Annotated in this window: 24 protein-coding genes; 14 read left to right on the top strand and 10 right to left on the bottom strand. The window is 60.2% G+C overall.

Features of this window, described 5'->3' with window-relative positions; all coding sequences use genetic code 11:
- Window positions 1–279 precede the first annotated feature (279 nt).
- The 8 genes from ACEN2T_RS08480 (at window position 280) to ACEN2T_RS08445 (ending at window position 7948) form a co-directional block, all read left to right on the top strand.
- Complete coding sequence (locus ACEN2T_RS08480; RefSeq protein WP_442116559.1) at window positions 280–903, top strand: DUF1120 domain-containing protein; 624 nt, start codon at window positions 280–282, stop codon at window positions 901–903.
- A gap of 44 nt (window positions 904–947) precedes the next feature.
- Window positions 948–1562 carry a DUF1120 domain-containing protein gene (locus ACEN2T_RS08475; RefSeq protein ID WP_095183894.1) on the top strand — a complete coding sequence of 205 codons (615 nt, stop codon included), beginning with the start codon at window positions 948–950 and terminating at the stop codon, window positions 1560–1562.
- A gap of 30 nt (window positions 1563–1592) precedes the next feature.
- On the top strand, window positions 1593–2213 hold the full coding sequence (locus ACEN2T_RS08470; RefSeq protein ID WP_181639177.1) for a DUF1120 domain-containing protein: 621 nt from the start codon (window positions 1593–1595) through the stop codon (window positions 2211–2213).
- Window positions 2214–2282: 69 nt separating this feature from the next.
- Entirely contained in the window at window positions 2283–2906 is a 624-nt protein-coding gene (locus tag ACEN2T_RS08465; RefSeq protein WP_122752437.1) for a DUF1120 domain-containing protein, read from the top strand.
- 28 nt (window positions 2907–2934) lie between these two features.
- The gene (locus ACEN2T_RS08460) at window positions 2935–3630 is read left to right on the top strand and encodes a fimbria/pilus chaperone family protein (RefSeq protein WP_032886386.1); all 696 of its coding nucleotides are present in this window, start codon (window positions 2935–2937) and stop codon (window positions 3628–3630) included.
- A gap of 104 nt (window positions 3631–3734) precedes the next feature.
- Window positions 3735–6161: a fimbria/pilus outer membrane usher protein gene (locus tag ACEN2T_RS08455; RefSeq protein WP_442116558.1), complete on the top strand. Its 2427-nt coding sequence runs from the start codon at window positions 3735–3737 to the stop codon at window positions 6159–6161.
- Between the two features lie 3 nt (window positions 6162–6164).
- The gene (locus tag ACEN2T_RS08450; RefSeq protein WP_442116557.1) at window positions 6165–7283 is read left to right on the top strand and encodes a DUF1120 domain-containing protein; all 1119 of its coding nucleotides are present in this window, start codon (window positions 6165–6167) and stop codon (window positions 7281–7283) included.
- Between the two features lie 17 nt (window positions 7284–7300).
- The gene (locus tag ACEN2T_RS08445; protein ID WP_442116556.1) at window positions 7301–7948 is read left to right on the top strand and encodes a DUF1120 domain-containing protein; all 648 of its coding nucleotides are present in this window, start codon (window positions 7301–7303) and stop codon (window positions 7946–7948) included.
- Here ACEN2T_RS08445 and ACEN2T_RS08440 read toward each other — a convergent pair.
- The 5 genes from ACEN2T_RS08440 to ACEN2T_RS08420 form a co-directional block, all read right to left on the bottom strand.
- Entirely contained in the window at window positions 7945–9210 is a 1266-nt protein-coding gene (locus ACEN2T_RS08440; RefSeq protein ID WP_122680334.1) for a CynX/NimT family MFS transporter, read from the bottom strand. The genes ACEN2T_RS08445 and ACEN2T_RS08440 overlap by 4 nt on opposite strands.
- Window positions 9211–9410: 200 nt before the next feature.
- Entirely contained in the window at window positions 9411–10175 is a 765-nt protein-coding gene (locus ACEN2T_RS08435; protein WP_003171943.1) for an amino acid ABC transporter ATP-binding protein, read from the bottom strand.
- An 11-nt stretch (window positions 10176–10186) separates the two neighbouring features.
- Window positions 10187–11284, bottom strand: a complete 1098-nt coding sequence (locus ACEN2T_RS08430) for an amino acid ABC transporter permease (RefSeq protein ID WP_032886381.1) — start codon at window positions 11282–11284, stop codon at window positions 10187–10189.
- A 10-nt stretch (window positions 11285–11294) separates the two neighbouring features.
- Window positions 11295–12476, bottom strand: a complete 1182-nt coding sequence (locus ACEN2T_RS08425; RefSeq protein WP_032886379.1) for an amino acid ABC transporter permease — start codon at window positions 12474–12476, stop codon at window positions 11295–11297.
- Window positions 12477–12548: 72 nt separating this feature from the next.
- Window positions 12549–13580, bottom strand: coding sequence for an amino acid ABC transporter substrate-binding protein (locus ACEN2T_RS08420; protein ID WP_010212954.1), 1032 nt, complete (start codon window positions 13578–13580; stop codon window positions 12549–12551).
- 347 nt (window positions 13581–13927) lie between these two features.
- Between ACEN2T_RS08420 and ACEN2T_RS08415 the strand changes: the two genes are divergently transcribed.
- Window positions 13928–14584 (top strand): alpha/beta hydrolase, encoded by a 657-nt coding sequence (locus tag ACEN2T_RS08415; RefSeq protein ID WP_122764763.1) that lies wholly within the window; start codon window positions 13928–13930, stop codon window positions 14582–14584.
- A gap of 96 nt (window positions 14585–14680) precedes the next feature.
- The gene (rhlB, locus tag ACEN2T_RS08410; protein WP_177326431.1) at window positions 14681–16144 is read left to right on the top strand and encodes an ATP-dependent RNA helicase RhlB; all 1464 of its coding nucleotides are present in this window, start codon (window positions 14681–14683) and stop codon (window positions 16142–16144) included.
- A 131-nt stretch (window positions 16145–16275) separates the two neighbouring features.
- Here the strand turns inward: rhlB and moaE are convergent, their stop codons facing one another.
- From moaE to ACEN2T_RS08385, 5 genes are all read right to left on the bottom strand, one after another.
- On the bottom strand, window positions 16276–16725 hold the full coding sequence (moaE, locus tag ACEN2T_RS08405) for a molybdopterin synthase catalytic subunit MoaE (protein WP_095183887.1): 450 nt from the start codon (window positions 16723–16725) through the stop codon (window positions 16276–16278).
- Window positions 16726–16727: 2 nt separating this feature from the next.
- On the bottom strand, window positions 16728–16970 hold the full coding sequence (moaD, locus tag ACEN2T_RS08400) for a molybdopterin converting factor subunit 1 (protein ID WP_032886374.1): 243 nt from the start codon (window positions 16968–16970) through the stop codon (window positions 16728–16730).
- Window positions 16967–17440 carry a cyclic pyranopterin monophosphate synthase MoaC gene (gene moaC / locus ACEN2T_RS08395; protein WP_032886373.1) on the bottom strand — a complete coding sequence of 158 codons (474 nt, stop codon included), beginning with the start codon at window positions 17438–17440 and terminating at the stop codon, window positions 16967–16969. The genes moaD and moaC overlap by 4 nt, the downstream gene beginning before the upstream one ends.
- A gap of 89 nt (window positions 17441–17529) precedes the next feature.
- Complete coding sequence (locus ACEN2T_RS08390; RefSeq protein ID WP_032886372.1) at window positions 17530–18924, bottom strand: PhoH family protein; 1395 nt, start codon at window positions 18922–18924, stop codon at window positions 17530–17532.
- A 347-nt stretch (window positions 18925–19271) separates the two neighbouring features.
- On the bottom strand, window positions 19272–20396 hold the full coding sequence (locus ACEN2T_RS08385) for a polysaccharide deacetylase family protein (RefSeq protein WP_122752431.1): 1125 nt from the start codon (window positions 20394–20396) through the stop codon (window positions 19272–19274).
- 119 nt (window positions 20397–20515) lie between these two features.
- Here ACEN2T_RS08385 and yaaA point away from each other — a divergent pair, with 119 nt between their 5' ends.
- The 4 genes from yaaA (at window position 20516) to ACEN2T_RS08365 (ending at window position 26254) form a co-directional block, all read left to right on the top strand.
- Entirely contained in the window at window positions 20516–21295 is a 780-nt protein-coding gene (gene yaaA, locus ACEN2T_RS08380; protein ID WP_095183885.1) for a peroxide stress protein YaaA, read from the top strand.
- A gap of 873 nt (window positions 21296–22168) precedes the next feature.
- Entirely contained in the window at window positions 22169–23485 is a 1317-nt protein-coding gene (locus tag ACEN2T_RS08375; protein ID WP_095183884.1) for a nucleotide sugar dehydrogenase, read from the top strand.
- A gap of 83 nt (window positions 23486–23568) precedes the next feature.
- On the top strand, window positions 23569–25050 hold the full coding sequence (alg8, locus tag ACEN2T_RS08370; protein ID WP_032886367.1) for a mannuronan synthase: 1482 nt from the start codon (window positions 23569–23571) through the stop codon (window positions 25048–25050).
- A gap of 37 nt (window positions 25051–25087) precedes the next feature.
- Complete coding sequence (locus tag ACEN2T_RS08365; RefSeq protein ID WP_032886365.1) at window positions 25088–26254, top strand: alginate biosynthesis protein Alg44; 1167 nt, start codon at window positions 25088–25090, stop codon at window positions 26252–26254.
- Window positions 26255–26311: the final 57 nt, after the last annotated feature.

Raw genomic sequence — 26311 nt, 5'->3', positions numbered from 1 at the left:
CAACAACTACGAAAAACACCAACTTTCCTACAAATTTGATCATTAATTCCCACGCACTTAGGTAGGAATAACGCCGGCCAGGATTGTCGTAAAAGTTGTATTTCCCCGCCCCCACCCGGCAGCTAAATTGCCGTCACCCCGCAAAGAGGGAATGGACTTGCTGCCACCGGCGAGCCCAATCAAACACAACCAGCCGCCCTGATCATCGTCCTCCTTGAAAGATCGGACGATGCCGTGTGCGCGCCTTTATCAGCCAGCCCTGTAGTGGAATGTATTGAAATGAACAAATCCCTGACCCTGTTGAGCTCTGTCCTGCTGCTCGCCAATGCGCTGCCGACGTTTGCCGCCAGCAGCGTGGACATGACAGTAACGGGCGTAATCACGCCCAGCGCCTGTACGCCCAGCCTGCCGGGAGCTGTCGATTTCGGAAAGATCTCAGCCAAAGACCTGAATGCCGACGCCCAAACCCGGCTTCCTGACCAAACCATAAAACTGTCGGTCAGTTGCGAGGGTTCGACACTGTTTGCCATCACGCCCTTCGACAACCGCACCGGTTCCTCTACCCAAAACAGTGCTTTTGGCCTGGGCCTGATCAACGACACCGAGAAACTGGGCAGGTATTACCTGAGCATGCGCAACCCAGTGGCTGACGTAGCCTCAACCTTGCTGAGTACTCGCGGCGAAGGTCGCTGGGGAGAGCTGTATGACGACGATGCGGTCGTGCCTAACGCCTTGATCGCACTGGGTAGCTTCGACGCTACCAACGGCTGGCTGCCGCACCCATTGCAAGACATGAGTGTGGAAGTGGTGCTCAACACCGCCATCGCGCCGGCCAAATCTCTAACACTCACCAACGAGGTGCAGTTGGATGGTTCGGCGACCTTTGAAGTGAAGTACCTGTAACGCCCACCCAACGTCCTTCCACCCCGCTCAATGGTGATTGCCCTATGAACCTATGTGCCACTCGCACTGCGCTGCTATTGCTGTTCACTCCCGTCGTGTTTGCCTCCAGCAATACCGACCTCAGCGTGAGCGGCACGATTACGCCCAGCGCCTGCGCGCCGCTGATTTCCGATGGCGGCATGGTCGACTTCGGAAAAATGTCGGCAAAGTCGCTCAATGCCGACCAGCACACCTCCCTGCCCAACCAAAGCATGCATGTAAGTGTGCGCTGTGAAGGCCCCACTTTTTTCACCCTCAACACCATCGATAACCGCGCCGGCACGTCGGCCAACCATGATCGGTGGCATGGCTTGGGGATGACGCCCAATGACGAAAAAATCGGTGGGGCAAGCTTTCACCTTTACACCCCCGTTGCGGATGGCGTCGCGGTACGCATGATTAATTCAGAGGATGGCGGCGTCACCTGGAGACCCGCCAATGAGTTGAATCACCTGTGGCTGACCACGATTGCGAAAAGCGGTGAAGAGACGCCCATCGCCGCCCAGGAGTTTGACGCCGAGATCCGTCTGTATACCCACGTTGCCCCTTCGGAACGCTTGACCCTGTTGGACGAAGTCCCCATCGACGGTCACGCCACCATCCAACTCAAGTACCTGTAATTACCCATTATCGAAAGGAATCAGTTCGCCATGAAAACCCTGCTCAGTACCGTCGCAGCCAGCGTGATGCTGGTGACCGGCGCGACCGCCTTCGCAGCCTCCACCGTCGACCTGGCGGTCAAGGGCCTGATCGTTCCCAGTGCCTGCACGCCCAGCCTATCCGGCGGCGGCATCATCGATCACGGCAAAATCTCCGCCAAGGACCTGCGCCCGAACAACCCCACGCTCATCGGCACGCACACCCTGATTATCGAAGTGAATTGTGATGGTCCGACCACGTTTGCCCTGAACTCAATCGATAACCGGGCAGAATCGGCACTGATGAGCACGCTGTTCGGCCTGGGCCTGATCAACGGCACGCAAAAGCTGGGGTGGTTCACGCTGATTTTGCAGAACGCCATCGCCGACGGCGCCCAAGTGAAAACCATCGCCTCCGGTGATGGCGGCAAGACGTGGTACGAAGAAAGGTTCTGGGACCCAGGCCTCTACATGTCGGTGGCAGCCACAAGTGATACCTCGACGCCAGTACCCGCCACGGAATTGGTGGCTGACCTGCAGGTGAACACCTCGATCGCCCGCACCGACGGCCTGGACCTGACCAACGAGGTCACCCTGGATGGTTCGGCCACCCTGGAAGTGAAGTACCTGTAACGCCAGGGCGACCATGCCCAGGCATGGTCGCCTTTACGTACGGCCACCGTCCTCCAGCCAGTGATCCCCATGAACCTGCAGCCCAACCTTTTTGCCGTCCTGCTCACACTGACCTTCGCCGCACCGACAAGCGCAGCATCGATAGTCGACGTCACGGTGACCGGCAGGCTCACCCCGGACGCCTGCCACGTCGAGCTGTCGGAAGAAGGCATTGTCGACCACGGCAAGATTCCCACGCATACCCTCAACAGCGATGAATTCACCGTGCTGCCAAGCCAGCTACTGGAACTCTCCGTGCAATGCGCGCGGCCCATGCTGTTTGCGCTGGCGGGCATCGACAATCGCGCGGAATCAGCACTGACGCCGGATGTTTTCGGCCTGGGTCGAAATATTCATGCCCCCGATGAGCGCATGGGCAGTGTGGCGCTTTTCTATCGCAACCCGGTGGGCGATGGGCAGCCCATGCAGGTGCTGGTGTCCACCGATGGCGGTGAAACCTGGGCCGCGCGGCCCGACGCCGAGCCAAAGGCCTATGCCGGTTTCGCGCTACCGGGTGACCGTCAGCCGGACTTCATCCGCCAACTGGACGCCCAATTGCACGTAGAAACGTCCATCAACTTTTCAAACTACCTGACCCTGGATCAAGAGGTGCCCTTGGACGGGTCGATCGTCCTGGATCTGCGCTACTTCTGATTCTTCTTTTGCCCAATGGAACCCCGTCATGACGACGTTACTTTTGAACATCGCGGCCCTGACACTTCTGTTCAGCCTGAATGCCCGGGCCGACGGAATGGTCCCCGACACCTCCGTGGTGATCGTGCATGAAAGCGAGGGCGAGGCCAGTGTTTCGGTGACTAACACCGACAGCCAACTGGCCCTGCTGCACGTCACCCTCGAAAACATTCCGGAAGACACAGAGCCGTTGTTGGTGGTCACTCCCCCGCTGGCGCGCGTCGACCCCGGCAAATCGCAACTGGTGCGTTTCATTTTGCAGGCGCAGCAGCCGCTGATGACGCAGCGGCTCAAACGGGTGATTTTCGAAGGCATGCCCACCGGCCGAGCCGCCACCAAAGCAGGCCATGCCCGCGTCGGCGTGACCGTGCGCCAGAACCTGCCGGTGATCATTCATCCCGAAGGGCTGGCGCCCAATCGCACGCCCTGGACCGGTTTGACCTGGGCCCTTGAGAACAACCAATTGCAGGTCAGTAATGACACGCCGTATGTGGTGCGACTGGCCCAGGAACTGAGCCTGCTTCCGGGTAACGGCAAGGCGATGCTGCCGCGCACCTACGTGTTGCCGGGCGAGCGATTGCGTGTACCGGTAACCGGCACCGGCGCCCAAACTGTCCGGCTGCAACCGGCCACCCTCTATGGCTTCGCGGTGGCCGCCTACGAAGCCCCTATCACCGTGCTCTAACGAAAAAAACAGACGCTCGCGCCTGTAAATACGAAGTGACGGCGCAATGACCGTCACCGCGACGCACAGACGTCCAACACTTAATGCCTTTGGTGAAAACAGTCGTGAATTATCGTGACGGCAAAGCCGTGCCCGCCGCACCCACCCACCTTGCCCTGCCGGCGTGGCTGTTAACCTGCGCCCTGCTCCCTGAAGTGACCTGGGCCGATGCCGATTCCGGTTTCGATTCCAAGACCCTGAGCCAGCGCGGCATTGATCCGCAACTGGCCAGCCTGCTGCTGGAAGCTCCGCGCTTTACCGCTGGCAAACACGCGGTGACGCTGCGGGTCAACGGCCAAAACCGTGGTCGTCTGCAAGCCCGTTTCGATCAACAGGGTGCCCTGTGTTTCGACCGCACGTTACTGGACGCCGCCAACCTGGTGATCCCGGACGACAGCGGCAAATGCCACGACTTTCTCGCCCAATTTCCCCAGAGCCTGATCGAACCCGACCCGGCCACCCTGACGGTGTCGCTGGTGGTGCCGACCGAGGCCTTGCGACCGCTGAAGCAGGATGTCTCGGGGTATCAGGCCGGCGGCGTCGCGGCCTTGCTCAACTATGACCTGAGCGGTTTCTACAATCAGTTGGGCGATGACACCAACCGCTTCGGCTCGGCCAATACCGAAGTTGGCTTCAACGCCGGCGACTGGATCGTGCGCAGCCGCCAGGTGCAGACCTGGCAGGACGGCCTGTCGCGCAGTACCCACCTGGAAGCCTACGCCCAGCGCACCTTCGCCCAGCATCAGGCGGTGCTGCAAGCCGGGCAGATCAGCCTCTACAACCCGGTGCTGTCCGGGGCGCAGATCAATGGCGTGCAGGTGTTCACCGAGCAGGCACTGCTGGACCAGGAGCAAGGTGCGACCATCGAGGGCATCGCCAACAGCCCGGCGCAGGTCGAAGTGCGGCAGAACGGCGCGTTAATCCACTCAACGGTAGTCCCCGCCGGCCCGTTCGCCTTGCGCGATGTGCGGCGCTTGAACACCCGCTCGGACGTCGAAGTGACTGTTCGGGAAAGCACCGGCGAGGAGCGCCGTTTTACCGTGCCGGCAGCGATGCTTGGCCTGGGCCTGCCGGCAGCCGGTTATTCGGTGGGCGCAGGTCGCGTACGCAATATAGGAGACGCCAAAGGCGATGACCCCTGGGTCGTCAGCGCCGGCTGGAACGGCGCTGTGCACCCGCAAGTCTCGGTGGGCGGCGGCCTGCTAGCGGCCAGCGAATATCGCGGCGTGGGCGCAAGCCTGGCCTGGCTGCCAGGGCTCGACAGCCAAGTGCAACTGGCCAGCCAGTTCTCCGATGCGCAGTCCCACGACAAGGCCCAAGGCATGCAGACCGACCTCGCATGGTCCCAGCGCCTGGGTGAGCAATGGTCATTCAGCGCGGCCAATTCCTGGCGCACGCCGGGCTATCGCGATCTGGAAGAAACCACTTACGACACCCAACCCGACCACCATCGCCGCTCACGTTACCGCGACCAGCAAAGCGTCACTCTCGGCTGGTCACACCCATCGCTAGGGGCGTTCAGCGCCGGGGTGTCGCGCTCCAGCAATTTTGACGACGAGACCAGCAGCCGTGCCCTGGCCTCGTGGGGCACCAGTGTCGGCGGCGTATCGCTGTCCGCCAGCGCCGAATGGCAGATGGGCGGTCGCCAACAGCAGGACAACGCGGCGTACCTGAACCTCAGCCTGCCCCTCGGCGAGCGTCGCCGGGGCCGCGCGTGGGTGCGCAATTCGGGAGGCGAGCATCGCTCGGGAGTCGGGCTCAACGAGCAGATCGACGATCAACTCAGCTACCGCGTCAGCGCCGAATACGACACCCGCGACCGCCAGGTCGAGACCACCGTCGGCGTGTCCACCCTGCCCCGCTACAGCCAGTTGGACCTGAGCTACAGCCGCAGCGACAGTGAACGTTCAAGCTACCAAGGCGGCGCGCGCGGCGCCGTGGTGGCCCATGGCAGCGGTCTGACCTTCTCGCCGTATCCCGTGCGCGACACGTTCGCACTGGTGTCTGTGGGAGACATGAGCGGCATCAAACTCAGCACCCCCAGCGGCCCGGTCTGGACCGACTGGCAGGGGCAAGCGGTGGTGTCCCAGGTCAACGCCTATGGCCGCAGTCCGGTCGAAGTGCAGACCCGTTCGCTACCGCGCAATGCCGACATCAACAACGGCCTGGCGATGATTTCGGCCGGGCGCGGTGCGGTGGATCGCGTCGAGTTCGGCGTGGCGCTCACCCGTCGGTTGCTGCTCACCGCACGCACTGATCAGGGCCAACCGCTGCCGCGCGGCGCGGTGGTAAGCACGGCCGAGGGCGAGTTCATCACCCTGGTCCAGGATGGAAGCCAGGTGTTCCTGCCCAACGTGCTGGAGCACACCACGCTGTGGGTCAGCAACGCCGACATCGGGCGCTGTGAACTGCGCTTCGACCTGCCGACCAAGCCCGACCCCACGGTGTATTTCGAAACCGCCGACGCCCGCTGCCATACCCCTGGAGAATGACCGATGCCCATCCTGAGAGTTGCCTGCCTGCTGCTGATAGTGTCCAACTGCGCCTTGGCCGCGGATGAATGCCAGTTAAACCTCAGCGAGGCGCGCCTGGATTTCGGCTCAATGAACCGCGCCGCGCAGCACGACAGCGCCCCCCAGCGCCTACTCGGCGAGCGCCGTCTGAGCCTGACACTCAACTGCGCGCAACCCGGCGACATGAGCCTGTTCTATCGCGCTGTCGCCGCAAGTGCCGAGCGCCTGCAATTCACCGAGCACGGCAGCTACGCCATACAGGTCAGCGACGGAATGCTGGATGGCCAGGCGGTCAACCTAGGGTTGCTGCCCGCCAACGGTCAGCCGCCCGTGGCCACCGGCTCCACACTCGGCTGGCGGCCGGGGCACGGGATCGCCCCGATGCTCAACGGCACACCGCTGACCGGCAAGCATTTCACGCTGCAACTGAGCGTGAGCGCCTGGGCCGATGCTGCCGCCACACGCGTGCGGGACGCGACCACTTGGGAAGTGACCGGCCGCGTCTCCCACCCGCAAAGCGAGCGAGAGCTGACCCTGCAAGCGCACTTCGCCCCTGTGGCGTGCGTGCCGCTATTGTCCAATGGCGGGCTGGTGAATTACGGCAGGCTGCTGGCCAAGGACTTGAGCGCCACCAGTGAAACGCCGCTGCCCACGCGGACCTTGCAGTTTTCCGTGAGCTGCGACGCCGCCACGCCCTTCGCCCTGAAGATGCATGACAACCGCAACGGTTCCGCCACCGGCGGCACCGATGAAACTGCCTACGGCCTGGACGTGGACTATAGCCACAACAAGATCGGGCGCTACTACGTGAACATCGACCCGGCCGAGTTCAGCGCTGATGCCCTCGGCCCGCTGTATCGCACCGACTCCACCAGTGGCGGGGCGGCGTGGAGCAGCTCCAGCCCGCGCCAAATCCCCATCGCCGCCAACAGCCTAATGGGCTTTACCGACCGCACCGCCAGCACGTTGGGGCCGGTGCCGATCCAGAACCTCTCCGGCACGCTGCGCATCAAGGCCTACCTGGCGCCGATGGAATCGCTGGACTTGCGCAACAGGGTGCACATCAACGGCGCCGGCACCCTCGAAATCATTTACCTGTAACCCAAGGGATCAGCCTCATGAAAACGCACAACATCGCCCTTCTTTCCGTGCTGCTGGCCGGTGGCACCACCGTTCAGGCGGCCTCGCAGGTGGATCTGGCGGTCACAGGCCGTCTCACGCCCACCGCCTGTACGCCGCTGCTGTCCAACGGTGCAGTCATCGACTACGGCAAGATCTCCCGTCAGGACCTCAACGTGGACAAGGGCACGCGTCTGCCCATCAAGCCGTTGCAAGTCAGCATTGCCTGCAACGGCGCGAACCGCTTCGCCTTGCGCATGCGGGACAATCGTGACGGTTCGGCGATGGTCAACAGCGAGATTTACTACGGCCTGGGCTTGGACCATAGCGGTAACCGCATCGGTCTGTACTCGATGGCCTTCGACCCGCGCCAGACCACCGTCGACGGCAGCACGCTGGTGTATGGCACCGAGTCCACCACCGGTGGCCTGGCCTGGCGCACTGCCAACCTCAACCCGATCAACATCGGCGCCAAGAGTTACCTTGGGTTCACGGACATCGCCGGCAGCACGGCCGGCCCTTCGGCGATTCAAGAATTGACCAGCACGGTGCAGGTCGAGACCGTGATCAACGCCACGCAAAACCTCGACCTGAGCCGCGACATCGCGCTCGACGGCCTCGCCACGCTGGAGGTGGTGTACCTCTAGATTTTCTCGCTGGTCACCTGCACATACCGCGCCCGCCCGGCGCCAAGGCCCGCGGCGATCGCACCGACCCCGAGCACCGCGAAGATCCAGCCAATGGCCGACCAGCCGCCGGTCCAGTCATGCACCAGGCCCACGGCCAATGGGCCGAGCGAGGCCAGGGTGTAACCGAAGCCCTGGGCCATGCTCGACAGGTTGGCCGCCACGTGGGCATCAGGGGAACGCAGCACGATCAGGGTCAACGCCAGGCTGAACGTGCCGCCCTGCCCCAGCCCAAGCAAAATCGCCCAACCCCACAGGCCATCGAGCGGTGCATAGAGGCAACCGAACAACCCGCCGAGGGTCAGCAGCATCACCACCACAATCGCCAGGCGCTGGTCCTTGCCCCGGGTGGCCAGCCACGGCGCGGCCAGCGAACTGACCAATTGCACAATGATCGAGCCGGACAGCGCCAACCCGGCCTCGGTGGCGCTCAGGCCACGACCGATCAGGATCGACGGCAGCCAGCCAAACACGATGTACGCCAGGGACGATTGCAGGCCCATGTACAAGGTCACCTGCCAGGCCAGTGGGTCACGCAGCAAACCCTTGACCCGGTACGCCACCTGATGCGCGCCCTGTTTATGCCCGACCTGGGGCAACCAGAACACGGCCGCCATCAGCGCCGGCAAGATCCAGAAGCCCAGGCCTATCGGCCAACTGTCGCCGAAGTAATGACTCAACGGCACCGTTGCGCCTGCCGCCAGCGCCGCGCCCAGGCACAGCGCCATGGTGTACACGCCGGTCATGGCGCCGGCCTGTCGAGCGAAATCACGCTTGACGATGCCTGGCAACAACACGCCGATAATCCCAATGCTTGCGCCGGCAATCAGGCTGCCGGCGAACAGGCCCACTTCACCGAACGAACTGCGTAGCAGGATGCCCGCCGCCAGGGTCAACAGAATTCCCAGCACCACGCGCTCGGCGCCAAAACGCCGCGCCAGGATCGGCGCCAGGGGCGCGAAGAGCCCCAGACACAACACTGGCAAGGTGGTCAGCAGACCGGCCCTGGCGGCTGACAAGCCCAGGCTGCTGGACACTTCACCGAGCACCGGCGCCATGCTCGACAGCGCCGGACGCAGGTTCAACGCCACCAGGACCAGGCCTAGCAGCAACAACCAAGGGCGGTTCAGCGGCGCGGGCGCCTGCTGCACGATGTCGTCGTCTGCTTCGGCGTCGATCAACAGTTCTTCAAGTTCAGTCGTGCGTTTGGCTTCAAGGTTCATGGATCAACTGGGCGCCGAGGATGGCGTAGAAGGAGTGGTACAACTCGCTCAAGGCGGGGTTGCGCGCTTCGTCCAATCATTGGATGAATTTGCCCACAGGCTATTCGGAGTTTCCTACGAGGGCAAGGCAACGGTTTTTTTGAACAGGCAAAAATAAACCCGGCGCCAGGCCGGGTTTATGGTTAAGCGTCACCTGTCGATCAATGCAGAATCTGGCTCAAGAACAACTTGGTCCGATCGTTCTGCGGGTTGTCGAAGAAGTCATTCGGCGCCGCTTGCTCAACGATTTCGCCTTTGTCCATGAAGATCACGCGATTGGCCACGGTGCGGGCGAAGCCCATTTCGTGGGTTACGCACAACATGGTCATGCCGTCTTCAGCCAGGCCGATCATGGTGTCGAGTACTTCCTTCACCATTTCCGGGTCGAGGGCCGAGGTCGGTTCGTCGAACAGCATGATTTTCGGCTTCATGCACAGCGCACGGGCAATCGCCACACGCTGTTGCTGGCCGCCGGACAGTTGCCCCGGAAACTTGTGGGCCTGCTCCGGAATGCGCACGCGCTCCAAGTAGTGCATGGCGATTTCTTCGGCCTTGCGCTTAGGCATCTTGCGCACCCACATCGGCGCCAGCGTGCAGTTCTGCAGGATGGTCAGGTGCGGGAACAGGTTGAAGTGCTGGAACACCATGCCGACTTCACGGCGGATCGCTTCGATCTGCTTGAGGTCGTTGGTCAGTTCCACGCCATCGACCACGATGCGGCCTTGCTGGTGCTCTTCCAGACGGTTGAGGCAGCGGATGGTGGTGGACTTGCCCGAACCCGACGGGCCGCACAGCACGATACGCTCGCCCTGCTTGACGTTGAGGTTGATGTCTTTCAACACGTGGAACTGGCCGTACCACTTGTTGACGCCCTGCATCTGGATAATGCCTTCAGGGCTCACAGGCTGTTTGATTGCTTCGCTCATAACAACAACTCCTAACGCTTGTGGCCTGTGTCGAGCTTGTGTTCCAAATGAATGGAATAGCGCGACATACCAAAACAGAAAATCCAGAACACCAGGGCGGCGAACACGTAGCCTTCAGTGGCCATGCCCAACCATTTCGGGTCGGCGGCGGCTTGCTTGACGCTGTTGAGCAGGTCGAACAGGCCGATGATGATCACAAGGCTGGTGTCCTTGAACAACGCAATAAACGTGTTGACGATACCGGGGATCACCAGCTTCAAGGCTTGCGGCAGAATCACCAGGCCCATGCTGCGCCAGTAACCCAGGCCCATCGCGGCAGCCGCTTCGTACTGACCTTTAGGAATCGCCTGCAAACCACCACGCACCACTTCGGCCACATAGGCCGACTGGAACAGGATCACGCCGATCAACGCCCGCAGCAGCTTGTCGATGCCCATGCCTTCAGGCAGGAACAGCGGCAGCATCACCGAGGACATGAACAGCACGGTGATCAACGGCACGCCGCGCCAGAACTCGATGAACGTCACGCAGATCACACGAATTGCCGGCATGTTCGAACGCCGTCCCAGCGCCAGCACGATGCCCAGAGGCAAGGCGCCGGCGATACCGACGGTGGCGATCACCAGGGTCAGCATCAGGCCGCCCCACTGGCTGGTCGCCACGTTGGTCAGGCCGAAGATCCCGCCGTGCAACAGGAAGAACGCAATGATCGGGTACAGCACCAGGAAGCTCAGGCCGTAGATTGCCTTGCGTTGGAAACGCGAGATGAACAACGGTGCCACGCCAACGATGGCCAGCCACACGGTCAGGTCTACACGCCAGCGCAGGTCGCCGGGGTAGTAGCCGTACATGAACTGCCCAAAGCGCTGTTGGATGAACACCCAGCAGGCGCCTTCTTTCGTGCAATCGGCGCGGGTCGTACCGACCCAGTTGGCGTCGAGGATGGCCCAGTGCAGGATCGGCGGCACCACCAGGTAGATCAGGTAGAACGCCAACAGCGTCAGCAGGGTGTTGAGCCAACTGGAAAACAAGTTGGCGCGCATCCATGCCACCGGGCCGAAGACTTTGCTCGGCGGCGGCATATCAGGTTTGAAAGTATGCGTACTCATGGGCGTTTCCTCACCGCTCGATCAGCGCAATGCGCTTGTTGTACCAGTTCATCAGCAGGGAAATGCTGATGCTGATCGCCAGGTACACGCTCATGGTGATGGCAATGACTTCGATGGCCTGGCCGGTCTGGTTGAGCACCGTGCCGGCAAACAGCGAAACCATTTCCGGGTAACCGATACCGGCGGCCAACGACGAGTTTTTCGCCAGGTTCAGGTATTGGCTGGTCAGCGGCGGAATGATCACCCGCAGGGCTTGCGGGATGATGACCTTGCGCAGCGTCGGCCCAGGGCGCAGGCCCAGGGAGCGCGCAGCTTCGGTCTGGCCGTGGCTGACGGACTTGATGCCCGAACGCACGATCTCGGCGATAAACGCTGCCGTGTACACGGTAAGCGCCAGGGTCAGCGCCAGCAGCTCAGGGATCAGCACCCAGCCGCCGACAAAGTTGAAACCTTGCAGCGTGGGCATTTCCCAGTGCAGCGGTGCACCGAAGATCAGGGCGCACAACGCCGGGATCACGAAGAACAGCGCCAGGCCCGCCCAGAATTTGTGGAACGGAACGCCGGTGGCTTCAAAGCGTTTGTTAGCCCAACGCGCCATCGCCACGATTGCCACGATCGCCACCACCACACTGGCCACAAACGGCCAGAACCCATCAGCGGCCAGCGCTGCCGGCATATTCAGGCCACGGCTGCTGACAAAGAAGGTGTCGCCGAAGTTATGGCTGTTACGAGGCCCCGGCATGGTCAGGAACACCGCGAAGTACCAGAACAGGATTTGCAGCAGCGGCGGAATGTTGCGGAACACTTCCACATACACGGTCGCCAGCTTGTTGATCATCCAGTTCGGCGACAGACGCGCCACGCCGATGATGAAACCGAGCAAGGTCGCCAGGACCACGCCGATCACGGTCACCAGCAGGGTATTGAGCAAGCCGATTACAAAGACGCGGGCATAGCTGTCCGATTCGGTGTAGTCGATCAAATGCTGCGCGATGCCGAACCCGGCACTGCGCTCAAGAAAGTCGAAACCCGAGGTAATGCCTCGGTGCTGAAGGTTGGTCTGGGTATTGTCGAAGAGGTACCAGCCCAGCGAGATCACCGCCACAATCGTGATGATCTGGAAGAGCCACGCACGCACTTTGGGATCGCTGAAGCTGAGCTTCTGCTTTGGTGCGCCGATTTGATTTTGCATGAAGTGCCCCGGAAAGAATGGAACAGAACATCACCCGGCGGTTGGCCCCCCGGGTGACAGAACCATCAGCGATCAGCGCACAGGGGGTGCGTATTGAATGCCGCCGTTGTTCCACAGTGCGTTCAGGCCACGGTCGATTTCCAGCGGGGTGCTCTTGCCGAGGTTGCGCTCGAACACTTCGCCGTAGTTACCGACTTGCTTGACGATCTGTACGACCCAGTCTTTCTTCACTTTCAGGTCTTTGCCGTATTCGCCGTCAGCACCGAGCAGACGTGCAACGTCCGGGTTCTTGGTGGATTTGGCTTCAGCTTCAACGTTTTTGGAAGTGATGCCGGCTTCTTCAGCGTTGAGCATGGCGTAGCCAACCCAGCGCACGATGGCCAGCCACTCGTCGTCGCCGTTACGCACGACTGGGCCCAGCGGTTCTTTGGAGATGGTTTCCGGCAGAACCACGTAGTCCTTCGGCGCGGCCAGCTTGCTGCGCTGGGCGAACAGTTGGGACTTGTCGGAAGTCAGGACGTCGCAACGACCGGATTCCAGCGACTTGGCGCTTTCGTCGGAGGTGTCGAAGGTGATCGGGGTGTATTTGAGGTTGTTGCCACGGAAGTAGTCGGAAACGTTCAGCTCGGTGGTGGTACCGGCCTGGATGCAGATGGTTGCACCGTCCAGTTCCTTGGCGCTTTTTACGCCCAGCTTATTGTTAACCAGGAAGCCGATGCCGTCGTAGTAGGTGATGAAGCCTGGGAATTTCAGGCCCATGCCGGCGTCGCGAGAGCTGGTCATGGTGGTGTTACGGGACAGAATGTCGACTTCGCCAGACTGAAGCGCGGTGAAACGCTCCTTGGCGTTCAACTGGCTGAACTTGACCTTGGTCGCGTCGCCGAACACAGCAGCAGCGACAGCGCGGCAAACGTCAGCGTCGATCCCGAGGATCTTGCCGCTGGCATCCGGTACCGAGAAACCCGGCAAGCCGTCACTCACGCCGCATTGCACGAAGCCTTTCTTCTGCACGGCGTCCAGAGTGGCGCCAGCTTGGGCGAAACCACTGACACCCAGTACAGCGGCCGCGGAAACGATGGCCAGGGTGGATTTCAATACCTTCATTCAAACCTCCAAATACGCTCTTGTTGTGTCGGAGCTCGAACCTCAGCGCACCCTTATGAGGCGATATTGACCCGTGTTGGTTTTTTTTAGGGTCAAGCGGCATGAGGCTGTCGCAGTAATTCCAGCGGCTATCCCATAAACGGCAGTCACTGATAGTGTTACCGTCCCGGGATAGTTCTGACATCGACCTACACATAGCAAGCGCCGTACCAGAGTGGTGGCTGAGTCGTTTCAGCCCATGGTCAATAGGAAAAGATTCAACCTTGCGACATTCTCTTAACAGATCAACCTATGACGCACCGTTCCGTCGCACTTAATCGGAGCGCACGCACATTTATGGAGCAGACATGACCGAACCCTTGATTCTTCAGCCCGCCAAGCCCGCAGACGCCTGCGTAATCTGGTTGCATGGCCTGGGTGCCGATCGCTACGACTTTTTGCCGGTGGCCGAAGCGCTGCAGGAAAGCTTGCTGACGACGCGCTTTGTATTACCCCAAGCACCGACCCGCGCGGTGACTATTAATGGCGGCTACGAAATGCCGAGTTGGTACGACATCAAGGCCATGAGCCCGGCCCGTTCGATCAGCCTGGAAGAACTGGATGAGTCTTCCAGAATGGTCACCGATTTGATCAAAAACGAAAAAAGCAGCGGAATAGACGCCTCGCGAATTTTCCTCGCCGGTTTTTCCCAAGGTGGCGCGGTGGTTTTCCACACAGCGTTTACCAAATGGCAGGGTGCCTTGGGTGGCGTCATCGCCCTCTCCACCTACGCGCCCACTTTCAGCGATGAGCTGGAATTGTCCGCCAGCCAGCAGCGCATTCCCGCTCTGTGCCTGCACGGCCAGCACGACGAGGTGGTGCAGAACGCGATGGGCCGTACGGCTTACGAACACCTGAAGAGCCGTGGTGTCACCGTGACATGGCAGGAATACCCAATGGGCCACGAAGTGTTACCTCAGGAGATACACGATATCGGCGCCTGGTTGAGCGCTCGCCTAGGCTGATACTCCGCATTTATGTAGCCGTATGACAGACACACTACGCCGCGCCCGATTCTTGCATTACACTGCCCGGCGTACATTCCTTAACCAATTAATGAGATCACCGTGCTCAAAGCACTTAAGAAGATGTTCGGCAAAAGCGAGGCTGAGCCGCTCGCGCCTGTCCCCAGTGCTCCTGTCCCCGCCTCCGGCAGCCGCAATGACGGCCAACAGCCCGACCGGACCGCTCCTATCGCGCAGCCGAAGACGCCGCCGGTGACATCGCCCGAACAGGCAACCCCTCAGGCTGAAGCCGCGCCCGCCCCCAAGCCTCGCCGGGAACGCGCCCCTAAACCGCCGGTGATCCCATGGAAACTCGAAGACTTTGTCGTCGAGCCCCAGGAAGGTAAAACCCGTTTCCACGACTTCAAACTGGCCCCGGAACTGATGCATGCCATCCAGGACCTGGGCTTCCCGTACTGCACGCCGATCCAGGCGCAGGTATTGGGCTTTACCCTTGCCGGCAAAGACGCCATCGGCCGTGCCCAGACCGGCACTGGCAAGACCGCCGCGTTTCTGATCTCGATCATCACCCAGCTGCTGCAAACGCCGCCGCCGAAAGAGCGCTACATGGGTGAACCGCGCGCGCTGATCATCGCCCCGACCCGGGAACTGGTGGTGCAGATCGCCAAGGACGCTGCCGACCTGACCAAATACACCGGCCTTAACGTGATGACCTTCGTCGGTGGCATGGACTTCGACAAGCAGCTCAAACACCTCGAAGCCCGTCACTGCGACATTCTGGTAGCGACCCCTGGCCGCCTGCTGGACTTCAACCAGCGCGGCGACGTGCACCTGGACATGGTCGAAGTGATGGTGCTGGACGAAGCCGACCGCATGCTCGACATGGGTTTCATCCCGCAAGTGCGCCAGATCATTCGTCAGACCCCGCCGAAAAACGAGCGTCAGACCCTGCTGTTCTCCGCGACCTTCACCGAAGACGTGATGAACCTCGCCAAGCAGTGGACCACCGACCCGTCCATCGTCGAGATTGAAGCGCTGAACGTCGCCAGCGAAAACGTCGAACAGCACATCTACGCGGTGGCCGGTGCCGACAAGTACAAACTGCTCTACAACCTGATCAACGACAACGGTTGGGAGCGCGTGATGGTGTTCGCCAACCGCAAAGACGAAGTACGCCGCATCGAAGAGCGCCTGGTACGTGATGGCGTCAACGCCGCGCAACTGTCCGGCGATGTGCCGCAACACAAGCGCATCAAGACACTGGAAGGCTTCCGCGAAGGCAAGATCCGCGTGCTGGTGGCCACTGACGTGGCGGGCCGTGGGATTCACATCGATGGCATCAGCCACGTGATCAACTTCACCCTGCCGGAAGTACCGGACGACTATGTGCACCGGATTGGCCGTACTGGCCGTGCGGGCGCAGCGGGTGTGTCGATCAGCTTTGCCGGGGAAGATGACTCGTATCAGTTGCCGTCGATCGAGACGTTGCTGGGGCGCAAGATCAGCTGCGAGACACCGCCGACGCACTTGCTGCGAGCTGTAGAACGCAAACGCCCGTAAGCTGAAACCCGGTCAAAACTGTGGGAGGGGGCTTGCCCCCCGATAGCAGTGGATCAGTCGATACATAATTTGACTGACACACCGCTATCGGGGGCAAGCCCCCTCCCACATTTGGTTCTGTGTTCGGCTGGCTACTTCCAGCGGTCCGCTGCAGCGTGGTCGCTGTCCCGCCCTTCCACCCAACGCGAACCTTCTGGGGTGTTCTCTTTCTTCCAGAACGGCGCTCGCGTCTTCAAGTAATCCATCACAAACGCACAGGCATCAAACGCAGCCTGGCGATGGGCACTGGCTGCCGCGACAAACACAATCGGCTCACCCGGCTCCAACGCGCCGACGCGGTGCAGTACGTCCAGCTTGAGCAACGGCCAACGCTGCTCTGCTTCCACGGCGATCTTGGCCAGGGCCTTTTCGGTCATGCCGGGGTAATGCTCCAAGAACATCCCCGATACGTCGCGACCATCATTGAAGTCGCGTACATAACCGACAAAACTCACCACCGCGCCCACGCCCACGTTGGCCGCGTGCATTGCGTTAACTTCAGCACCGGGATCAAACGCCTCAACCTGCACACGGATGGCCATGTTCAGCCTCCGGTCACGGGCGGGAAGAAGGCAACTTCGTCTCCGGCGTGTACCGGTTCGTCGAGACTGCACAACTCCTCATTGCGGGCGCACATCAGACTTGGCTCGTTGAGGACTGCAAACTCCGGGTCACTGGCCAGCGCCAGGCGCACGGCATCCACGGTGGCAAACTCACCTTCCATCTCCAGCGAATCGAAGCCCACCGATTCGGCGTAGCGCGCAAAAAACAGGACGTTAATACTCATACTTGATCCGCCTTGAAATGCCCGCTCTTGCCGCCCAGCTTTTCCAGCAGGCGAATACTTTCGATGGTCATGCCGCGATCCACGGCCTTGCACATGTCGTAGAGGGTCAGCGCAGCGACGCTGGCTGCCGTCAATGCTTCCATCTCCACGCCGGTCTGCCCGGACAGCTTGCAGCGCGCCACGATATGCACCGCGTCCTCGCCATCGGCACTCAGTTCGACCTTGACGCCGGTGAGCATCAGCGGATGGCACAGGGGGATCAGATCACTGGTTTTTTTTGCTGCCTGGATCCCGGCGATGCGGGCCACGGCAAACACGTCGCCCTTGGGATGGGCGCCGTCGACAATCATTTGCAGGGTGCTTGGCAACATGCGCACCCGCGCTTCAGCCACCGCCTCACGGAACGTCACGGACTTGTCGGTGACGTCGACCATATGGGCGCGACCTTGGGAATCGAGATGAGTCAGCACAGCGATACTCCTGATCAGGAGCCGCGATTGTAAACCCAACACACAACAAAATGTGGGAGGGAGCAAGCCCCCTCCCACACTGACCGCATTTACAAATGAGACTCTGCGTATTCAGCCAGGATCGAACGTGGAACACCCTGCAGCGCAATGTGCACGCCGTTCGGGAAGTCTTTGAAGCGTTCAGTCAGGTAGGTCAGCCCGGAGCTAGTCGCGGACAGGTAAGGGGTGTCGATCTGTGCCAGGTTGCCCAGGCACACCACTTTGGAACCGGCGCCGGCACGGGTGATGATGGTTTTCATCTGGTGCGGCGTGAGGTTCTGGCATTCATCGATCAAAATCAGGCTCTGCTGGAAGCTGCGACCTCGGATGTAGTTGAGGGATTTGAACTGCAACGGCACTTTGCTGAGGATGTAGTCGACGCTGCCATGGGTGTTTTCGTCATCCATGTGCAAGGCTTCGAGGTTGTCGGTGATCGCCCCGAGCCACGGCTCCATTTTTTCCGCTTCGGTGCCGGGCAGGAAGCCAATTTCCTGGTCTAGCCCCTGCACGGAGCGGGTGGCGATGATGCGGCGATAGCGCTTGGTCACCATGGTCTGCTCGATGGCGGCAGCCAGGGCGAGGATGGTTTTACCCGAACCCGCAGCGCCGGTCAGGTTGACCAGGTGGATGTCCGGATCGAGCAGCGCATACAGCGCCAGGCTCTGGTAGATGTCGCGCGGTTTCAGGCCCCAGGCTTCCTGGTGCAACAGGGGTTCCTGATGCAGGTCGAGGATCAGCAGCTTGTCGACCTGGATCTCTTTGATCCAGCCCACGAAGCCCTGTTCGTCGATGATGAATTCATTGATGTGCACGGCCGGCAGGTTGTCGATCAGTTGTACCTGGTGCCAGGTGCGGCCATGGTCCTGACGGGTTTCGACCTTGCTCACGAGGTCCCAGAAGGAACCGGTCACCGTGTGATAACCACGGGACAGCATTGAAACGTCATCGACCAGTTGGTCGGTGCTGTAGTCCTCGGCCGCGATCCCACACGCTCGGGCCTTGAGGCGCATATTGATGTCTTTGGTCACCAACACCAGGCGCAAGTCCTTGTCACGCGCGTGCAGGTCGATCAATTGGTTAATGATTTTGTTGTCGTTGAGGTTTTCCGGCAGCAGGCTGTTGGGCTCGCTGCGCTTGCTCATCAGAATCGACAGCAAGCCCTTGGGCCCGCTTTTGCCACGCTGGATCGGCACGCCGACTTCAACGTCCTCGGGTGACGCTTCGCCCAGGGTCTTGTCGATCAGGCGGATGGCCTGGCGGCATTCGGCGGCAACGCTGTGGTGCCCACTTTTGAGTTTGTCGAGTTCCTCAAGCACGATCATCGGGATGGCGACGTGGTGCTCTTCGAAATTGAGCAGTGCGTTTGGATCGTGGATCAATACGTTGGTATCAAGCACATAAAGGATTGGCTGGTCGGAAGAAGGGGTGCGTCCATGATCATCCATACTCGGTCACCTTTGTGGGAGCCAGTCGACGCAATACCACGACAGTGCTGCGCCTTGATTCGACCACCGACTGCACCTGAGTGACGTCAAGCGCAGTGCCCACATGAGGAGTCTTGGAAGACGCCACCTGTGTTGCAGGTTTCGGCGATCTGACTTCGTAATACCGCAAAACCCATGACAGGAAAAAGCACTTTGACGCTTTTTTGAAGTTTATTTTTCAGGATGACGAATAGCACTAGCCGAGTGCCATGCACCCCGTTAAAGTCGGAAGTCCGCCTGCATCGAAATGTCGCACAAAATCACCCCGAAAACGCCTCATACCCAACAGGGCCGGGCACTTCATCTTTTTAACGAAATGCTTCCCGGCAGTCCTGCCAACCCAAGCCACTCTGCGCCGTTGCCTGTAGCAACAGCGGCAATGCCACCCGCGCTTTGTCTTGAGTGTCGTGAAACACGATCACCCCTTTGCGCCATAGCAACATCAGTGTGAGAACGCGCTGCATCGACTCCTCGGCCTTGAGCTTGCCTGGATCATCCTGGGAATCGATGTCCCACAACGCCACCTGCAAACCCTGGGATTGAAAGAAGCCCTGACTGTCCGCGCGGCGCTGGCCGTACGGTGGGCGGAACAGCGGCACGTAGTTTTCCGGCATCAGGTTCTGTACCAACGACGCACTGCGGGTGACGGAGCTCTGCCAGTCCACCCAATGGCTGTGGGAGCGGTACTGCCAACCCTGGGTGCCGACGCACTGGCCTTGGTATAACGCCTCCACTTGCGCGGCGGAACTGCGCTCCACACGGGTTTGCAAGCTGCTGCCGAGGGCAAAGAACGTTGCGTTCATCTTCTGCTTGCGCAGGTAGTCGGCGAGCCAGTCGGTATTGCCGCTGACCGGTGCAGGGCCGCCGTCGAACGTCAGCAGGAACAGGCGGTCGTTGAATTCGTCGCCATTGCGCTCATGGTCGCCAAACCGAGCAACTTCGCTGCTGATCTGCGGGAAAAGTGCGGCCTTTCTCAGCAGTTCGTCCAGGTAACGTTCATGGAAGGTATGGCTGGGGGCGGCCCAACCTATATAGAAGGAGTCTTGGCTGACTTCGAACTTGCCGGCCTGTTCGCGCAGGTCGTCCATGTTTTCCACCAGGTAGCAGAACGAGGCATCCACCTCGCAGCTCTGCTGGGCGACGGTGTAGTTTTCCAGCAGGCGTTGCCAGAGCTGGCGGCGCAGGTCGTCGATGGCGGCCTGGTTGATGATCCTCAGGCCCAGGCGCTGCTTGAGCGCCGCGTCATCCAGGGACTCGCTGGCCAACAGGCTGCGGGCGAACATCAGGATTTCGGCGCGCGAGGCTACGTCGAACAGCGCAGGGCTGCTGAGTTTTTCCGGCCAGGTGCCACGGTCCAGGCTGGCTACATCCACCGGTGCCGCCTGGGCATTCAGGCACAGCAGGCAAGCCGACAACAAAAGCGCTATTCGCACGCAGGGTCTCCCTCTCCAGAGTCACCGGCCATCATAGCGGATCGCGCCTATCGCCATCATAGGTGGAGTCAAAACGCCCGAGCCCCTAGAATCCCCCCACGATTACAGGAGACGACTTCATGCTGACGGTGATTTCCCCCGCCAAAACCCTCGATTTCGAATCAAAACCGGCGACCCCACGCTTCACCCAGCCGCAGTTCCTGGACCATTCCCAGGAATTGATCGAGCAACTGCGTGAGTTCAGCCCAGCGCAAATCAGCGAACTCATGCACGTCTCCGACAAAATCGGCGGCCTCAACGCCGCACGTTTCGGCAGCTGGACCCCGGCTTTCACCCCTGAAAACGCCAAACAAGCCTTGCTGGCATTCAAGGGCGACGTGTATACCGGCCTCAACGCCGACACCTTCACCGATGCCGACTTCAGCTACGCCCAGGACCACCTGCGCATGCTCTCGGGCCTTTACGGCCTGCTGCGCCCTCTGGACCTGATGATGCCGTATCGCCTGGAGATGGGCACCAAACTGGCCAACGCACGTGGCAAGGACCTGTACGCCTTCTGGGGCACGCGCATCAGCGAATGGCTGAACGAAGCCCTGGCCGAGCAAGGCGATGACGTGCTGCTCAACCTGGCGTCCAACGAGTACTTCTCGGCGGTCAAGCGCACAGCCCTGAACGCTCGGATCATCAACACCGAGTTCAAAGACCTGAAGAATGGCCAATACAAGATCATCAGCTTCTACGCCAAAAAGGCCCGGGGCATGATGAGTCGCTTTGTGATTGAAGAACGCATCAACGATCCCGCCAAGCTCAAGCAGTTCGATGTGCAGGGTTATCGCTTCAATGCGGAGCAGTCCAAACCGGACAACCTGGTGTTTTTGCGCGATCACGCACCGGAATAAAGCTCTCAACAGCACCGATGTTCAAATGTGGGAGGGGGCTTGCTCCCGATAACAGAGTGTCAGTCACTGATTGGATGACTGATACACCGCTATCGGGAGCAAGCCCCCTCCCACATTTTTATCTGCGTTGAATCCGACAAACGCCAACGTTTTGACGTCAAAAAATATCCTGTCGCATTCCTAACGTTTCTTTCACTCGACATTTCTAAATTTTTTTCGTAGTGGCACCACTTTTTTAAAACACTAGTGGCACAAAACTATCTCTCCAAGCCAACTCCCTATAACTACTGGCCCAAATAGCAAGTGCTATCAATATAGTACTAGTGCCATCCCTCCTAATATTTCAAGAAATTTCAGCGCTCTAGATAGGCGGTCTGGAACTTCGTCCCAAAGCACGGCTCATACCACCGGTAACGAAATTCTCTGTTTCTGTAGGAGATGACTTACATGGCGACCAACGGAAGTAGCGAAGTTGTCATATTAAACTTTGACTCATTGGTCATATTGCCAACCGATTAATTAAGAGCGGCGACAAGGATGATTTGCTTCTCCCTATAAGGCCAGGGCTAAGCCTCCCCTAATGGTCAGTGACACAACCCAAGGCATTGATATTTAAAGGCTTGCCGCCTCTATCAAAGCCCTGCGGCACTGGCGCCAGGCCCTTCTCCCAGGAAGGCCGGCTGCATTTGAGGGCAGGTCCCAACAATAAGGCCAAGTTGCGCACAACTTGAGTGCAATCGTTAGTCACTCATTATTCAACATGCCTGTACGCGGTAAGTCGGCGTCTATTCGCCTAACTTTCGTGGCATTTGTGACGCTTGCAAACATGAACTCCGGCCATTAATTGGCATGATTAACACAGAGGTAAATGCGATGCGCATCAGCATATTTGGTCTAGGTTACGTTGGCGCAGTGTGTGCCGGTTGCTTGTCTGCCCGTGGCCACGAAGTGGTAGGCGTAGACATCTCCAAGGATAAGATCGACCTGATCAACGCTGGCAAATCGCCAATCGTTGAACCGGGTCTGGGCGAGCTGTTGAGCCAGGGTATCGAAACCGGTCGACTGCGCGGCACCACCAACTTCGCCGACGCCATCCGTGATACCGACCTGTCGATGATTTGCGTCGGTACGCCGAGCAAGAAAAACGGCGATCTGGAACTCGACTACATCGAAGCCGTGTGCCGCGAGATCGGTTTTGTCCTGCGTGACAAAGCCACCCGCCACACCGTCGTCGTGCGTAGCACCGTACTGCCAGGCACCGTGGCCAACGTGGTAATCCCGATCCTCGAAGACTGCTCCGGCAAGAAAGCCGGCGTCGACTTCGGTGTCGCGGTCAACCCGGAATTCCTGCGTGAATCCACCGCCATCGCCGACTACGACTTGCCACCGATGACCGTCATCGGCGAGTTCGACAAAGCTTCCGGCGATGTCCTGCAATCCCTGTACGAAGAACTCGACGCACCGATCATCCGCAAGGACATCGCCGTTGCCGAGATGATCAAGTACACCTGCAACGTGTGGCACGCCACCAAGGTGACCTTCGCCAACGAGATCGGCAACATCGCCAAGGCCGTCGGCGTCGATGGTCGTGAAGTGATGGAAGTGGTCTGCCAGGACAAGACCCTCAACCTGTCCCAGTACTACATGCGCCCAGGCTTTGCGTTCGGCGGCTCGTGCCTGCCAAAAGACGTGCGCGCCCTGACCTACCGCGCCAGCACCCTGGACGTGGAAGCGCCGCTGCTCAACTCGCTGATGCGCAGCAACGAGTCCCAGGTGCAGAACGCCTTCGACATCGTTGCCGGCCACGACAAACGCAAAGTCGCCCTGCTGGGCCTGAGCTTCAAGGCCGGTACCGACGACCTGCGTGAAAGCCCGCTGGTAGAGCTGGCAGAAATGCTGATCGGCAAAGGTTTCGACCTGAGCATCTACGACAGCAACGTCGAGTACGCCCGTGTCCACGGTGCGAACAAAGATTACATCGAAGGCAAGATCCCGCACGTGTCGTCCCTGCTCAACTCGGACTTCGACGACGTGATCAATAACTCCGACGTGATCATCCTCGGTAACCGTGACGAGAAATTCCGCGCCCTGGCGCAGAACGCACCGCACGGCAAGCAAGTGATCGACCTGGTGGGCTTCATGTCCAAAGCCACCTGCGCGACCGGTCGCACCGAAGGCATCTGCTGGTAACAGCAACGGCAAGTTTCAGGCGGCGCGCGTTTCCATCCCCAGCGCTCGCCGCCTGAAACCTCCTTCACCTTCGGAAGATGCTTATGTCCAAGTTAAAACACGTACTACTGCAATCCGCCGGCTGGCTGTTCTTCCTCAGCCTGCTGATGGGTCTCGCCCTGCTGTTGCCGGCGAGTACGTTCGACTCCGAGTCGAAGAATTTTATTTTCCTGATTGGCGCCGTCGGTATCTGGCGCTATTCGATGGGTGCTACGCATTTCTTTCGCGGCATGCTGTTCTTGTACGTGGTCTACCCGCACCTGCGTCGTAAAGTGCGCAAGCTGGGCAAGTCTGCCGACCCGTCCCACGTGTTCCTGATGGTTACAAGCTTCAGGATCGATGCGCTGACCACCGCGCAGGTCTACAGCTCCGTGATCCGCGAGGCCATCGAATGCGGCTTCCCCACCACCGTGGTCTGCTCGCTGGTGGAAATGTCCGATGAGCTGCTGGTCAAGAGCCTCTGGGAGAAGATGAACCCTCCAGAGCACGTGAAGCTCGACTTCGTGCGCATCGCCGGCACCGGCAAGCGCGACGGCCTGGCCTTCGGTTTCCGCGCCATCTCCCGCCACTTGCCGGACGACCGCGCCGTGGTGGCGGTGATCGATGGCGACACCGTGCTTGCCGAAGGCGTAGTGCGCAAAACCGTGCCGTGGTTCCAGCTGTTCGGCAATGTCGGCGGCCTGACCACCAACGAGTTCTGCGAAGTACGCGGCGGCTACATCATGAGCGAGTGGCACAAACTGCGCTTCGCCCAGCGCCACATCAACATGTGCTCCATGGCCCTGTCCAAGCGCGTGCTGACCATGACCGGTCGCATGTCGGTGTTCCGCGCCAGCGTGGTCACCGACCCGGGCTTTATCGCCGACGTGGAAAGCGACTCGCTGCAACACTGGCGCCTGGGCCGGTTCAAGTTCCTCACCGGCGACGATAAGTCCAGCTGGTTCAGCCTGATGCGCTTGGGCTACGACACCTTCTACGTGCCGGACGCCGCGATCAACACCGTGGAACACCCGCCGGAAAAGAGCTTTATCAAGGCCAGCCGCAAGCTGATGTTCCGCTGGTACGGCAACAACCTGCGCCAGAACTCCCGCGCCCTCGGCCTGGGCGTACGCCGCCTCGGTCTGTTCACCAGCGTGGTGCTGTTCGACCAGCGCGTGTCGATGTGGACCTCCCTGCTCGGCCTGACCGTGGCGATTATCGCCACCTTCAAATACGGCGGCGCGTTCATCCTCGCATACCTGCTGTGGATCGGTATTACCCGCCTGATCCTCACGCTGTTGCTGTCGTGTTCCGGCCACAAGATCGGCCCGGCTTACCCGGCGATTCTCTATTACAACCAGATCATGGGCGCGCTGGTGAAGATCTACGTGTTCTTCCGCCTTGATCAACAGTCCTGGACTCGCCAGGACACCAAACTGACCCGCGATTTGGCCAGCTTTCAACGTTGGTTCAACACCTGGTCGTCTCGGACCATGACCTTCTCCGCCGGCAGCATTTTCGTCGCCGTGTTGCTGATGATGGTCTGACCCTGCCAAGCCTGAATTAACTAGGAAATCGAAAATTATGAACAGCCAAGCAAACGTCAATGTTGTCCACGAATCCGAAGCCCAACGCCAACACGCACGGGTAAAAATCCCGGCCAAATTGCGCTTCTTCGGCAATGACGGCAAACCCACCGAAGCGCGGGTTCTGGACCTGTCCGCCGGTGGCCTGGCATTCACTGCAACCCAACCGCTCAACGTCGGCGAAGTGCACAAGGGTCGCCTGCAGTTCGTGATCGATAACCTCGGTCTGGCGATGGACGTCGAATTGCAGATCCGCTCTTACGACCGCCAGAGCGGCCGTACCGGTTGCCAGTTCCAGAACCTGGAACAGCAGGATATTTCCACCCTGCGCCACCTGATCACCTCGCACTTGTCCGGCGACATCGTGTCCATGGGTGACGTGCTGGCGACCCTGCAACGCGACAACTTCACCAAGGCGCGCAAGGTCAAGGACAGCGGCAGCGGCATGACCGCACTCGGTCGCCTGCGTGCAGTGACGTTCAGCGCGGGGATCTTCATCGTGGGCCTGGCGGCGTTCGGGTTTGTCTTCAAGTCGGTGTACGGCATGTACTTCGTCAGCCACGCCCAGGCCGGTCTGGTCAGCGTGCCGGGTATGAACGTGACGATGCCGCGCGACGGCACCGTGCAAAGCCTGCTCAAAGGTGACGCGATCGCCGCCAAAGGCGCGCCGCTGGCGACCTTCAGCACCAGCATGCTGGATGTGCTCAAGGGCCATTTGGACGAAGACCAGCTGCAACCGGCCAAGGTTGAAGAACTGTTCGGCAAGCAAATGACCGGCACCCTGACCTCGCCGTGTGATTGCGTAGTTGCCCAGCAAATGGTCGCCGACGGTCAGTACGCCAGCAAAGGCGATGTGATCTTCCAACTGGTGCCACGCGGCGCTCCGGCCAATGTGGAAGCGCGTTTCACCTATCGCCAGTTCGGCGACGTGCGCCCAGGTACGCCAGTGAGCTTCCAGGTTGCCGACGAAGACCAAGTGCGTACCGGCACCATCGTCAGCAGCACCAGCCTGAACAGCGCCGACCTGTCCTCCGACATCCGCGTACAGATCAAGCCTGATGCACCGCTGGACAGCGCATTCGCCGGCCGCCCGGTGGAAGTCACCAGCGACCGCGGCCCATCGCTGAACTGGCTGATCGATAAAGCCATGGCTGCCGGACTGTAAGCGAGGAGATGCCTGTGATGACGCGCCTAAAAACACCGCAATCCCTGTGGGAGCGGG

This window comes from Pseudomonas sp. W22_MBD1_FP4, assembly GCF_052113765.1.
Classification (GTDB): Bacteria; Pseudomonadota; Gammaproteobacteria; order Pseudomonadales; family Pseudomonadaceae; genus Aquipseudomonas; species Aquipseudomonas sivasensis.
This window is presented reverse-complemented; position numbering and strand designations above follow the sequence as displayed.

Coding starts and splice junctions, on each gene's coding strand:
- ACEN2T_RS08480 (WP_442116559.1), top strand. CDS start 280: ATGAACAAATCCCTGACCCTGTTGAGCTCTGTCCTGCTGCTCGCCAAT.
- ACEN2T_RS08475 (WP_095183894.1), top strand. CDS start 948: ATGAACCTATGTGCCACTCGCACTGCGCTGCTATTGCTGTTCACTCCC.
- ACEN2T_RS08470 (WP_181639177.1), top strand. CDS start 1,593: ATGAAAACCCTGCTCAGTACCGTCGCAGCCAGCGTGATGCTGGTGACC.
- ACEN2T_RS08465 (WP_122752437.1), top strand. CDS start 2,283: ATGAACCTGCAGCCCAACCTTTTTGCCGTCCTGCTCACACTGACCTTC.
- ACEN2T_RS08460 (WP_032886386.1), top strand. CDS start 2,935: ATGACGACGTTACTTTTGAACATCGCGGCCCTGACACTTCTGTTCAGC.
- ACEN2T_RS08450 (WP_442116557.1), top strand. CDS start 6,165: ATGCCCATCCTGAGAGTTGCCTGCCTGCTGCTGATAGTGTCCAACTGC.
- ACEN2T_RS08445 (WP_442116556.1), top strand. CDS start 7,301: ATGAAAACGCACAACATCGCCCTTCTTTCCGTGCTGCTGGCCGGTGGC.
- ACEN2T_RS08440 (WP_122680334.1), bottom strand. CDS start 9,210: ATGAACCTTGAAGCCAAACGCACGACTGAACTTGAAGAACTGTTGATC.
- ACEN2T_RS08435 (WP_003171943.1), bottom strand. CDS start 10,175: ATGAGCGAAGCAATCAAACAGCCTGTGAGCCCTGAAGGCATTATCCAG.
- ACEN2T_RS08430 (WP_032886381.1), bottom strand. CDS start 11,284: ATGAGTACGCATACTTTCAAACCTGATATGCCGCCGCCGAGCAAAGTC.
- ACEN2T_RS08425 (WP_032886379.1), bottom strand. CDS start 12,476: ATGCAAAATCAAATCGGCGCACCAAAGCAGAAGCTCAGCTTCAGCGAT.
- ACEN2T_RS08420 (WP_010212954.1), bottom strand. CDS start 13,580: ATGAAGGTATTGAAATCCACCCTGGCCATCGTTTCCGCGGCCGCTGTA.
- ACEN2T_RS08415 (WP_122764763.1), top strand. CDS start 13,928: ATGACCGAACCCTTGATTCTTCAGCCCGCCAAGCCCGCAGACGCCTGC.
- moaE (WP_095183887.1), bottom strand. CDS start 16,725: ATGGCCATCCGTGTGCAGGTTGAGGCGTTTGATCCCGGTGCTGAAGTT.
- moaD (WP_032886374.1), bottom strand. CDS start 16,970: ATGAGTATTAACGTCCTGTTTTTTGCGCGCTACGCCGAATCGGTGGGC.
- ACEN2T_RS08390 (WP_032886372.1), bottom strand. CDS start 18,924: ATGGATGATCATGGACGCACCCCTTCTTCCGACCAGCCAATCCTTTAT.
- yaaA (WP_095183885.1), top strand. CDS start 20,516: ATGCTGACGGTGATTTCCCCCGCCAAAACCCTCGATTTCGAATCAAAA.
- ACEN2T_RS08375 (WP_095183884.1), top strand. CDS start 22,169: ATGCGCATCAGCATATTTGGTCTAGGTTACGTTGGCGCAGTGTGTGCC.
- alg8 (WP_032886367.1), top strand. CDS start 23,569: ATGTCCAAGTTAAAACACGTACTACTGCAATCCGCCGGCTGGCTGTTC.
- ACEN2T_RS08365 (WP_032886365.1), top strand. CDS start 25,088: ATGAACAGCCAAGCAAACGTCAATGTTGTCCACGAATCCGAAGCCCAA.